The organism is Streptomyces sp. NBC_01166 (genome assembly GCF_045039765.1).
GTDB lineage: Bacteria > Actinomycetota > Actinomycetes > Streptomycetales > Streptomycetaceae > Streptomyces.
The window spans coordinates 4,786,573-4,797,736 of sequence record NZ_CP108613.1 but is presented as its reverse complement, the minus strand read 5'-3'; the positions used below and the strand labels follow the sequence as shown (position 1 = coordinate 4,797,736).

Sequence of the window (11,164 nt, the reverse complement as noted above, 5' to 3'; positions counted from 1 at the left end):
ACCCGGGCACCGCAAGCCCGGACCCCGCGGCGGACAGGAGCGTCAGGAGTGGCCCAGGTCCTCCGTCGCGCCGTCCGGCAGGTCCGGGACCGATCCGGATTCGTCGGCCGGACGCAGGGAGTAGTCGTCCACCCGCATCGTGTCGAGCGCGTGCGACGGCTTCGGCGTCTTCGGCATGACCGCCGCCTCGGAGTGGCCACCGCAGCCGTACGCCAGGGAGACGACCCGGCCGTCCGCCGGGGCGAACTCGTTCGCGCAGACCCCGAAGGCCTGCTTCAGCGAGCCGGCCATCGGCACCAGGAACGCGCAGGTGACACAGGACGCGGGCGCCGCCTGCGCCATGGGCGTCTTCGCGCCGAACTCCTCGTCCCAGCGGTCCGCCGCCAGCCGCAGCCCGTACCGGGACAGCACCCGCGCACGCCGCGTCCCCAGCTCGTCGGCGACCGCGGCGATCGAGCCCCGGCGCGTCCCCGGCAGCGCCGTCAGCTCCGCGTCCTCGACGTCGGCGAGGGCGGCAAGCTCCTGCGACACCTCGGAGACCGCGGAGTTCGGCAGGGGCTCGTCCTCGCCCGTCCAGCCGGGCTCCAGGCGCGGGTCCTCCGCCTCCGTGGGCAGCAGGTCGCCGGGCCCCATGTCGCCGGGCCGCAGCCGCTCGCTCCAGGGCACCCACTCCGGGGCGAGGAGCGCGTCGGATCCGGGCAGGAGCACCGTTTCGTCAAGGGTGACGTTCTTGGCGCGGGAGGCCCTGGCGACCGTCACCGCCCAGCGCCAGCCCCGGTAGCCGGGCTCCTTGGACTCGAAGTAGTGCGTGACCACCCGGTCACCTTCGGAGACCAGGGCCACGTGCTCACCCACCACTCCTGGGGCGGCGGCCTCCTCCGCCGCAGCGCGCGCGAGGTCTACCGCCTCGGCGCACAGACGGTCAGGGGCGGGGGTACGGGCCGTACGGCTTCGCGTCGTCGCAGCACTCACAGGTCTCGCTTCTCTCCATACGCCGTCTCGAGCGCGCCAGCAGCTCCATCGATGTCCGATTTCGGCCATGACAGTTGTGAGCGGAGCGGACCTGGGGGCCGCGTCGACGTCCACACCCGTTGTGCCTGCCTCGGGCGCGCCTTCTGCCACCCATTCTGCGGGATCGCGGAGAGGCGCGCGGCCAAGAACAACCGCCGGTGGCGCGTGAGTGCACGCTACCCTCTCCGCCGCCCCGCGCCCACCTGCCCGTCCCAAACAGCACCGGAACCCTTCCGTACCGGTTCTGATCCGTCACCGGGCGGAGGGCGGAAACGCCCGGGATCGGCGGTGCGTACCGGCCGATTCCCGACCGGGGGCGACTCACCCGACGGAGCGTCCGCCGCCACGCCCCGCCCCGATCATGGGTTCGTGACGGGGGGGCGTGGGGCACTATGACCACGTGGCCGCCGCCAGGTCGTCCGACGGATCCGGCCCGCTCCGCAGGGCGGGCCGGGCGATGGCCCGTGCCCTGCGCGCCCCGTTCACGGGCACCGCGCGGGGGATCAGGAAGGCGACCCACGCCCACGGGGCCGGTGAGTCCGGTCTCGGCAAGCTGATCGAGCTGCACGCGGTCAACGGCGCCGGTGACGTCATGATCACCGTGGCGCTCGCCTCCACGGTGTTCTTCTCCGTACCGACGGACGAGGCACGGGGGCGCGTCGCCCTGTACCTCGCCGTCACCATGGCCCCCTTCATCCTGCTCGCCCCGGTGGTCGGCCCCCTCCTGGACCGCCTGCCGCACGGCCGCCGCGCCGCGATGGCCGGTGCGATGTTCGCCCGGGCGGTGCTCGCGATCACGATGTCCGGCGCGGTGGCCACGGGCGGCCTGGAGCTCTATCCGGCGGCCCTGGGCGTCCTGGTCTGCTCGAAGGCGTACGGGGTCGTGCGCAGCGCCGTCGTGCCCCGTCTCCTGCCGCCCCGCTTCTCCCTGGTGAAGGCCAATTCGCGGGTCACCCTTGCCGGTCTGCTGGCCACAGGGGTCGCGGCGCCGATCGGGGCGGGGCTGCAGAGCATCGGATCCCCCTGGCCGCTCTACGGCGCCTGTGCGATCTTCCTCGGCGGTACGGTCCTCGCCTTCACGCTGCCCCACAAGGTCGACTCCGCGAAGGGCGAGAGCAAGGCCCGCCTCGTCGTCCCGCACGAGGAGGCGGCCGCTCCGCCGCCCGTCCGCGTCAGCACCTCGAAGAGCGCCATGGGCGGCAGGACCGGCAGCACGTGGGCCGCGAGGAGACGCGGGCGGGAGAAGCCGCCGGGGCTGCGGTCCGTCGGGCCGTCCGTCCTGCACGGCCTCCAGGCCAACGCCGCGCACCGCGCGCTCTCCGGCTTCCTGATCTTCTTCCTGGCGTTCCTGCTGCGCGAGCACCCCCTGGCGGGGCAGAGCGCCGCCGTCTCCCTCGGCATCGTCGGGGTCGCGGCCGGCGCCGGGAACGCCTGTGGCACGGCGGTCGGCTCCTGGCTCAGGGCGCGCGGCCCCGAGGTGATCGTCGCGACGGTGCTGGGGCTCGCCCTGGGGGTCGCCGTGCTCACCGCGGTGTTCTTCAGCACGGTGATGGTCGCCGCCCTCGCCGCGGTCGCGGGGTTCACGCAGGCCCTGTCGAAGCTGTCGCTGGACGCGATGATCCAGCGCGACGTGCCGGAGGAGGTGCGTACGTCGGCCTTCGCCCGGTCGGAGACGCTGCTCCAGATGTCCTGGGTGGTCGGCGGCGCGATCGGCATCGCCCTACCGCTCAACGGAGTACTCGGCATGTCCGTCGCCGCGGGGCTCCTGGCGCTGGGCGCGGCCGCCTCCGTACGGGGCCTCCTGGGGGCCGCACGGCGCGGCTCACCGCACCCCCGCGTGGCGTGAGCGGCACCGACCGATAACCTTCGGCGCATGACCGTTGCGTTCTTCTCCGGTAAGGGCCGTCGAATCGGCGTCGCTCTTGGTGCCGTGTCCGCGGGACTCCTTGTCCTGTCCGCCTGCGACAAGCCGACGCCGCTCGCCACCGTGACGGTCGGCGACAACTCGGTGAGCACCGAGGCGTCCTGCTACAACGACGGCAACGCCCTCAAGGAGTCCGAGATCCAGGGCTGCCTGAACAAGAAGGCGGAGAAGTCCGTCAAGGTCGCGATGGACGACAAGGTCCGCTTCGGCGTCGACCCCGAGGTCGCGGACCACGGCTGGAGCCTCTTCATCAACGGCCAGCAGGCCGAGCAGGAGCCGTACAAGAAGACCTACCGGTCGATCCCCGGCAGCGCCTTCTTCGCCAGCCAGACCGGTGAGACCACGGCGGACAAGACGCAGGTCAGCATCGTCGAGACCAAGGGTCAGAAGCTCACGGGCGTCTGGCACTTCCAGCTCACGAAGACTTCCTGACCGCCCCTTCGACCCCGAGGACCACCGCCGTGCGGGTGCTTGTCGTGACCGCCGTCCCGGCCGAACGGGACGCGGTCACGCGCGCGTTCGGGGGTGATCCGGAGGTACGGGAGGTTCCCGGCGCCGAGCTGCACCGGGCCGGCCCGTTCGACGTCCTCGCGGGTAGCGCGGGTCCGGCCGCCGCGGCGGCCGCCACCGCCTTCGCCCTCGCCGCCGCGCCCGCCTCGCAGCCGTACGCGGCCGTCGTCTCGGCCGGCATCGGCGGCGGCTTCGCACCCGCCGCGCCCGTCGGCTCACTCGTCGTGGCGACCGGCATCGTCGCCGCGGACCTGGGCGCCGAGACCCCGGACGGCTTCGTGCCCGTCACCGGTCTCGGCTTCGGCAGGGACACCTTCCTGCCGCCCGAGGCCCTCGTACGGGCCGTGGCGGAGGCCACCGGCGCCGTGCCGGGCCCCGTCCTCACCGTCTCCACCGTGACCGGCAGCGCGGCCCGCACCGCCGAGCTGCTGGCCGCGCACCCCGGAGCCGTCGCCGAGGCCATGGAGGGCTTCGGCGTCGCTGAGGCCGCCGACAGGTTCGGCGTGCCGGCGCTGGAGCTCCGGGCCGTCTCGAACACCGTGGGGCCGCGCGACCGCGGGGCCTGGCGTATCGGCGACGCCCTGGCGGCGCTCACCGAGGCGTTCGGGAAGACCGCACCTGTAGTGGAAAGTTGGACCTGGCATGACCGACTCGACCGAGACCGTGACTGACACCGCGACCGACTCCGCCGGCGCATCGCTCCCCGCGCTGCGGATCGCCTTCTCGCCGTGCCCGAACGACACCTTCGTCTTCGACGCCTGGGCGCACGGAAGGGTCCCCGGCGCGCCCGCCCTCGATGTCACCTTCGCCGACATCGACCTCACCAACGGCATGGCCGAGCGCGGCGAGCTCGACGTGCTGAAGGTGTCGTACGCCGTCCTCCCGTGGGTCCTCGACGAGTACGCGCTGCTGCCGTGCGGCGGCGCCCTGGGGCGCGGCTGCGGGCCGCTCGTCCTCACGAAGGAGGCGGGCGCGGACCTGACGGGGAAGACCGTCGCCGTGCCGAGCGAGCGCTCCACCGCCTATCTGCTGTTCCGGCTGTGGGCGGCCGAGGTCGTGCCGGACGGCGTCGGCGAGATCGTCGTCATGCCGTTCGACGAGATCATGCCGGCGGTGCGCGACGGCCGGGTGGACGCCGGGCTCGTGATCCACGAGGCCCGTTTCACCTACCGGAACTACGGCCTGCACAGCCTCGCCGACATGGGTGAGCACTGGGAGTCGACCACCGGCCTGCCCATCCCCCTGGGCGCGATCATCGCGAAGCGCTCGCTGGGCGAGGAGACGCTGAACAGGCTGGCGGAGTCGATCCGTACGTCGGTGCGGATGGCCTGGGACGACCCGGAGCGTTCGCGTCCGTACGTCCTGGAGCACGCCCAGGAGATGGACCCGGCCGTGGCCGACCAGCACATCGGGCTGTACGTGAACGAGTTCACCGCCGACCTGGGCGAGAGCGGCTACGCGGCGATCCGCGGCCTGCTGACCCGGGCGGCGGCCGAGGGCCTCGTGCCGGCGCTGGCGCCGGACGCGTTCTCCGTCACCGGGCGCTGACCAGGGACGCCCGGGCCCTGCCCGGGCGTCCCCGCGTACGTCAGACGTCGAGCTGGTCGGCGACGGCCCTCAGCAGGCCGGCGATCTTCGCGCCCGCCGCCTTGTCGGGGTACCGGCCGCGTTCCAGCAGCGGCGTGATGTTCTCCAGCACCGTCGTCAGGTCCTGCACGATCGAGGCCAGCTCGTCCGGCCTGCGCCGCTGCGCGGCGGCGACGGACGGCGTGGGGTCGAGGATCACCACGGAGAGGGCCTGGTCACCGCGCTGGCCGGCGACCACGCCGAACTCGACGCGCTGGCCGGGCTTGAGCGCTTCGACGCCGGCCGGGAGTACGGAGGAGTGGACGAAGACGTCGGCGCCGTCGTCGCGCGAAAGAAAGCCGAAGCCCTTTTCCGAATTGAACCATTTGACCTTACCCGTGGGCACGTCTGTCCTCGTCCTCGTACTCGTCGGTGCGCGGGAGAGCCGCGAAACGGCTCCGGATAGCAGTACAGCGGGTCTTCCGACCCGCCATGCCCCAGGCTAATGGTCCAGGGGCCGGACACAAGACGTCGCCGAACGGTTCCGCCGAGCTGGGAACTACCCTGACCGGGTGAGTACTACTCCTTCCGGCGCAGGCGACCGGCTCGTACAGGTCGGCGCGATCGTCTTCTTCATCGGCGCACTGGCCACTCTGGTCACCGTGGCCCCACTCTTCCTGGGCACCGACCCGTTCCCGTCCATCGCCTACGCGGTGTGCATGCTGATGGGTCTGGGCTTCCTGATCGCGGCCGCGGGGGTGGTGCGGTCGGTGTGGAAGAACTCCCCGAAGCGCGCCGCCGCGAGGTAGCGGCCGGGCCCCCCCTGGCCCGTCAGGCCGCGGCGAAGGTCCGCAGCCAGGCGGGGAACGCCGTGAGGTCCGGCAGGATCACATCGGCTCCGGCGGCCCGGAGCTCCTCCTCGTCGCACGGGCCGGTGGTGACGCCGACCGACAGGGCGTCCGCCGCGTGCGCACCCCGTACGTCCCCGGTGTGGTCCCCGACGTAGACCCGCGCGCCGTGCTCCAGGAGCGCCTGCGCCTTGCCCTCCGCCCAGAGCCCGCCGATCAGCACGTCCGCGTCTATGCCGAGGTGCGCGAGGTGGAGCTTGGCGTTCGGCTCGTACTTGGCGGTGACGACCATCGCCCGCCCGCCGAGCGCCTGGACGGCCTGGACGGCCTCCCGGGCGCCGGGGAGCGCGGTCGTCGGGGTGATCGCCGTGTCCGGGTAGAGGGCGCGGTACCGGTCGCAGGCCGCCTCGATCGCGTCGGCCGGGAACCAGTTCCGCATCTCGTCCTGGAGCGGCGGGCCGAGCCGGCTGACGACCAGGTCGGTGTCGATGTACACACCCGTCTCGGCGGCCAGTTTCTCGTAGGCGACCTTGATGCCGGGCCGGGAGTCGATGAGCGTCATGTCGAGGTCGAATCCGACCGTCAGGGTGGGTGAAGGCATGAGGTCCATTGTGCCGGTGTCCCGGACCGGGCGACCGGCCGTCCGAAGTGCGGGCCCACCGCACCCGCCCCCTACCGAGGAACGGCCGTTGACCCCGTACTCCCTGGCGTTCTACGTCCATGCCGTCACCACCGGCACCGTGCTCGGCCTCCGCCCCGACGGGTCCCCCGACGAGGTCGCCTCGGTCCTGGGGACGGATTTCGCCGAGAACGACTTCGGCCGGGCCATGTGCCGTGACTACGGCCTGGCGGAGTTCCACTACCACCGCGCCCGGGCCCGCGACCCCTGGTCGGGGCACCACTTCAGCCTCCAGGTGCACCGGCTCGCCCGCCGTGACCGCACCCTCCCGGGCGACGTGCTCCGTGCCCGCTACGGACGGTTCGCCCCGCGGCTCCGGTTCGAGAAGCTGGAGCGTCTCCTGCGGCGGCGGGGCGTCCCGCTGGTGGAGATCCCGGAGTATCCGGGGAACGCGCCGTACTACCGCACGTTCTGGCAGCCCGCCTCGCGGACGGCCGTCACCTTCGTCTCCGTACACGGGGAGTACAGCACGCCGGACGGTCTGCGCGTGGGGGACGTCTACACGATCCAGACCCCCGTCACCGCCGAGGACGTCGCCCTGCGCGGGGCGAGGGCCCGGTGACGGAGCCCATGGGCGCCCGGCAGGGGTTCATGGGCCACACATAGACTTAGCCAAGCCTTACCTCGCAATGCCCCGGCCCTCGCAGTTCCCGGCTCTCGCTCACCCGATTGGTTCCGATGGCAGCCGCCGCTCCACGCCTGTCCAGACGCGCACTCGCGACCGCTGCCGCCGTCGTCGCCCTGCTGCTCTCCGTCCTGCTCAGCCTCGCCGTCGGGGCGAGGACCATCGCGCCGTCCGCGGTCCTGGACGCCCTGCTGCACGGCGGGCACTCCGACGCCGCCGAGGTGATCCGGCAGATGCGGGTGCCGCGCACCGTGATCGGGCTGATGGTCGGCGCGGCGCTCGCCCTCGCGGGCACGGTGCTCCAGGGCATCACGCGCAACCCCATCGCCGACCCGGGGATCCTCGGGATCAGCCAGGGCGCCTCGGTGGCCGTGGTGCTCGCCATCGCCTACGCCGGGATCCACACCCTTACCGGCTATGTGTGGTTCGCCTTCGCGGGGGCCGCCGTCGCGTCCGTCGCGGTGTACGCCATCGCCTCCCGGGGCCGGGGCGGTGCGACGCCGGTGAAGCTCGCGCTGGGCGGCGCCGCGATCAACGCACTGCTCGTGTCGGTGACCATGGCGGTGCTCACCACGAAGGCTTCGGCGCTCGACGAGTTCCGCTTCTGGCAGGTGGGCTCGATCGCCGGCCGCGAGGCCCAGGTCGCCCAGCAGATCTGGCCGTTCCTGCTGATCGGGGCCGTCCTCGTGGTGTCCGTGGCGCGCGGGCTCGACGCGCTGGCGCTGGGCGAGGACGTCGCGAAGGGCCTGGGGCAGAACGTCGCGGCCGTCCGCATCGTCGGCGGTGTCGGGGCCACCGTGCTCACCGGCGCGGGCGTCGCCGCGGCCGGACCGATCGCCTTCGTCGGCCTCGCGGTGCCGCACATCGCCCGCGCGATCGTGGGAAGCGACCACCGCTGGGTGCTGCCGATGGCGGCCCTCGTCGGGCCCGTGATGCTCCTCGTCTCCGATGTCGTCGGCCGGGTCCTGTTCCCGCCCGGCGAGGTCCCGGCAGGCGTGATGACGGCGCTGATCGGAGTGCCGTTCCTGGTCACCCTCGTACGCCGGAAGGCGGTGCCCGCATGAGCCCGGACACGGCAGTGCCCGTACGGACCCCGGTACGTCCCGCCGGCTACCGGGTCGTACGGGTCGGGAAGCGGACCCGGTTCCTGCTCCACCGGCGGGCCGGGCTGGTCGCCGTGGCCCTCGTCGTCCTGCTGGCGGCGGTCTGTGTCGCCTACCTCTGCACCGGTCAGAGCTTCGTGGCGCCCGCGGAGGTGGTGAAGGTCGTCCTCGGGCAGCCGTCGCCGGACGAACTGGTCGTGGGCACCCTGCGGCTGCCCCGCATGGTCGTCGGACTGCTCGTCGGCGCGGCCTTCGGGATCGCCGGTGCGCTGATCCAGACCGTCGCCCGCAACCCGCTCGCCAGCCCCGACATCATCGGCATCAGCCAGGGCGCGAGCGCGCTCACGGTCGGCGCGATGACCTTCGGCCTCACGTCGTACACCGTCCTGCCCTACCTCTCCGTCATCGGCGGCGTCGCCGCCGCCGCTCTGGTCTACCTCTTCGCGTGGCGCGGCGGGCTCCACGCGACCCGCTTCGTCCTCATCGGGATCGGCTTCGCGATCGCCCTGCGGTCGGTGACCACCCTGTTCCTGACGAAGGGCGACTACCTGGTCGCCCAGCAGGCGCAGATCTGGATGACGGGCTCGCTCAACGGCCGCGGCTGGAACGAGGCCGCCCCCATCGGCTGGGCGCTCCTGGTCCTGCTCCCGGCCGTCCTGTGGGCGGCGCGCGCGCAGCGCACCGTCTCGATGGACGACGACACCGCGACGGCGCTGGGCGTCCGCCTCGGGCGCGTACGGCTGGGGCTCGTCGCCCTCGGGGTGGTCCTGGCGTCGGTGGCGACGGGGACGGCCGGGCCGGTCGACTTCGTGGCGCTGCTCGCCCCGCAGATCGCCCGCCGGATGACGCGTACGGCGCAGATCCCGCTGCTGTGCTCGGCACTGCTCGGCGCCGTGATCGTCGTCCTCGCGGACCTGCTGGCCCGCAGGCTCTTCTCCCCCACCGAGCTCCCGGTGGGTGTGCTGACGGCGGCGGTCGGCGCCCCGTATCTGATCTGGCTGATCATCCGTGGCCACGGCGGCCGCAGTGGAGGCAACGCATGACGACCCGTACGCAGGACACCGCCACGTCCAGGCTCACGACCCGCGCCCTGACCCTCGCCTACGACGACCGCACCGTCGTGCACGAGCTGGACCTGGCCGTGCCCGACGGATGCGTGACGGTCATCGTCGGCCCGAACGCCTGCGGCAAGTCGACGACTCTGCGCGCGCTGGGGCGGCTGCTGAAGCCGGCCGGCGGCTCCGTGCTCCTGGACGGTACGGAGCTGTCGCGCATCCCCACGCGCACGATCGCCCAGTCGGTCGGGCTGCTCCCGCAGACACCCGTGGCACCCGAGGCGATCACCGTCTCCGACCTGGTCGCCCGTGGCCGCCAGCCGCACCAGCGCTGGTGGCAGCAGTGGTCGGACGCGGACGAGCGCGCGGTGAGTGACGCCATGGAGCGCACGGACATCACCGCGCTCGGCGACCGGCCGGTGGACGAGCTGTCCGGGGGCCAGCGCCAGCGGGTGTGGATCGCGATGGCGCTCGCACAGGACACGGATCTGCTGCTGCTCGACGAGCCGACGACGTATCTCGACATCGCTCACCAGGTCGAGGTCCTGGACCTGGTGCGCCGGCTCGCCGCCCCGGCCGCGGACGGCAGCCGGGGGCGGACCGTCGTCACCGTCCTGCACGACCTCAACCAGGCCGCCCGTTACGCCGACCACCTCGTCGCCATGAAGGCGGGCCGCATCGTCGCCGAGGGGCGGCCCGGGGACGTCGTCACCGCCGAGCTCGTGCGCGAGGTCTTCGGCCTGGAAGCCGTCATCGTCCCGGACCCGGTCACGGGCTCGCCGCTCGTCGTACCCGGCGCGCCCTGGACTCCCGCCACGTCCTCCTCATCCCTTTCCGGAAAGGCCCTCTGACATGCCCACACCTCCTGCGGCTCGTCTGCTCGTCACCGGTTCGCTGGCCGTGACCGCCGCGCTGACCCTCACCTCCTGCGGCTCGTCCGACTCCGGCTCCGGCTCCGGCGGCTCGGCGTCCTCCTCCGACGCCAAGACCCACACCGTCGCCACGGCCATGGGCAACGTCAAGGTCCCCGTCGCCCCGAAGCGGGTCGTCGTCCTGGACACCGCCGAGCTGGACTCCGCGCTCACCCTCGGTGTGAAGCCGGTCGGCGCCACGCACACCGGCACGGAGTCGGGTTACCCGAGCTACCTGCCGAAGGAGAAGGTCGCGGGCGTCGAGGACGTCGGCGAGATGATGACGCCGAACCTGGAGGCGATCGCAGGGCTGAAGCCGGACCTGATCCTCACCAGCAAGATCCGCCACGGCGACAAGTACGACGAGCTCTCGAAGATCGCCCCGACGGTCATGACGGAGAACACGGGCCACCCCTGGAAGGAGAACTTCCAGGTCCACGCCAACGCCCTCGGCAAGGTTCCGGCGGCCGAGAAGGTCATCGCCGGCTACGACGCGCACGTCGGCGAGGTCACCGAGGCGCTCGGCGGCAAGAAGAAGGCGGCGGCCACCGAGGTCAACATGGTGCGGTTCGTCGAGGGCGCGGACATCCGCATCTACGGCCGCCAGAGCTACATCGCGACGATCCTCGCCGACGTCGGCCTCGGCCGGCCGGCGATCGTCGACAAGGCCAAGGACGGCTTCTCGTACGACGTCAGCCCGGAGAAGATCGACCAGGCGGACGCGGACGTCGTCTTCCACTCGACGTACGGGGACGCGGAGAAGTCCAAGCAGAAGCAGACCGTGGGCAGCGGGCTGTGGAAGAGCATGGGCGCGGTGAAGGCCGGCAAGGTGTTCCCGGTCGAGGACGAGCTGTGGATCCAGGGCATCGGCTACACGGCGGCGGACAAGATCCTGGACGAGCTCCAGGCGGACCTGACGAAGTAGGCCCGCC

13 protein-coding genes are annotated in these 11,164 nt (G+C 72.6%); 10 read left to right on the top strand and 3 right to left on the bottom strand.

All coding sequences use genetic code 11. The features are described from left to right. Window positions 1–42 precede the first annotated feature (42 nt). Window positions 43–972, bottom strand: a complete 930-nt coding sequence (locus OG379_RS22110) for a DUF3027 domain-containing protein (protein ID WP_393757544.1) — start codon at window positions 970–972, stop codon at window positions 43–45. A 439-nt stretch (window positions 973–1,411) separates the two neighbouring features. Between OG379_RS22110 and OG379_RS22105 the strand changes: the two genes are divergently transcribed. Genes OG379_RS22105 through OG379_RS22090 form a run of 4 tightly spaced genes read left to right on the top strand, consistent with a single transcriptional unit; the run spans window position 1,412 to window position 4,993 of the window. Beyond that, entirely contained in the window at window positions 1,412–2,857 is a 1,446-nt protein-coding gene (locus OG379_RS22105) for an MFS transporter (RefSeq protein WP_405664834.1), read from the top strand. Window positions 2,858–2,884: 27 nt separating this feature from the next. Further along, window positions 2,885–3,367 carry a DUF2771 domain-containing protein gene (locus tag OG379_RS22100; RefSeq protein ID WP_405664833.1) on the top strand — a complete coding sequence of 161 codons (483 nt, stop codon included), beginning with the start codon at window positions 2,885–2,887 and terminating at the stop codon, window positions 3,365–3,367. A gap of 29 nt (window positions 3,368–3,396) precedes the next feature. Then, window positions 3,397–4,116 carry a futalosine hydrolase gene (locus tag OG379_RS22095; RefSeq protein WP_405664832.1) on the top strand — a complete coding sequence of 240 codons (720 nt, stop codon included), beginning with the start codon at window positions 3,397–3,399 and terminating at the stop codon, window positions 4,114–4,116. Next, window positions 4,088–4,993, top strand: a complete 906-nt coding sequence (locus OG379_RS22090; RefSeq protein ID WP_405664831.1) for a 1,4-dihydroxy-6-naphthoate synthase — start codon at window positions 4,088–4,090, stop codon at window positions 4,991–4,993. Before OG379_RS22095 ends, OG379_RS22090 begins: the two co-directional genes overlap by 29 nt. Window positions 4,994–5,033: 40 nt before the next feature. Here OG379_RS22090 and OG379_RS22085 read toward each other — a convergent pair whose 3' ends face one another. After that, entirely contained in the window at window positions 5,034–5,417 is a 384-nt protein-coding gene (locus OG379_RS22085; protein WP_014154805.1) for a cold-shock protein, read from the bottom strand. Window positions 5,418–5,583: 166 nt separating this feature from the next. Here OG379_RS22085 and OG379_RS22080 point away from each other — a divergent pair, with 166 nt between their 5' ends. Next, window positions 5,584–5,820 (top strand): hypothetical protein, encoded by a 237-nt coding sequence (locus OG379_RS22080; protein ID WP_031093294.1) that lies wholly within the window; start codon window positions 5,584–5,586, stop codon window positions 5,818–5,820. A gap of 22 nt (window positions 5,821–5,842) precedes the next feature. Here OG379_RS22080 and OG379_RS22075 read toward each other — a convergent pair whose 3' ends face one another. Further along, window positions 5,843–6,469, bottom strand: a complete 627-nt coding sequence (locus OG379_RS22075) for an HAD family hydrolase (protein WP_393757535.1) — start codon at window positions 6,467–6,469, stop codon at window positions 5,843–5,845. A gap of 79 nt (window positions 6,470–6,548) precedes the next feature. Between OG379_RS22075 and OG379_RS22070 the strand changes: the two genes are divergently transcribed. The 5 genes from OG379_RS22070 to OG379_RS22050 all read left to right on the top strand — a co-directional run bounded on the left by OG379_RS22070 (window position 6,549) and on the right by OG379_RS22050 (window position 11,157). Continuing rightward, entirely contained in the window at window positions 6,549–7,100 is a 552-nt protein-coding gene (locus OG379_RS22070; protein ID WP_405664830.1) for a hypothetical protein, read from the top strand. Between the two features lie 116 nt (window positions 7,101–7,216). Then, complete coding sequence (locus tag OG379_RS22065) at window positions 7,217–8,227, top strand: FecCD family ABC transporter permease (RefSeq protein WP_393757531.1); 1,011 nt, start codon at window positions 7,217–7,219, stop codon at window positions 8,225–8,227. After that, window positions 8,224–9,309, top strand: coding sequence for a FecCD family ABC transporter permease (locus tag OG379_RS22060; RefSeq protein ID WP_405664829.1), 1,086 nt, complete (start codon window positions 8,224–8,226; stop codon window positions 9,307–9,309). The genes OG379_RS22065 and OG379_RS22060 overlap by 4 nt, the downstream gene beginning before the upstream one ends. Further along, window positions 9,306–10,172 (top strand): ABC transporter ATP-binding protein, encoded by an 867-nt coding sequence (locus tag OG379_RS22055; RefSeq protein ID WP_405664828.1) that lies wholly within the window; start codon window positions 9,306–9,308, stop codon window positions 10,170–10,172. The genes OG379_RS22060 and OG379_RS22055 overlap by 4 nt, the downstream gene beginning before the upstream one ends. A gap of 1 nt (window position 10,173) precedes the next feature. Then, entirely contained in the window at window positions 10,174–11,157 is a 984-nt protein-coding gene (locus OG379_RS22050) for an ABC transporter substrate-binding protein (protein WP_405664827.1), read from the top strand. Window positions 11,158–11,164: the final 7 nt, after the last annotated feature.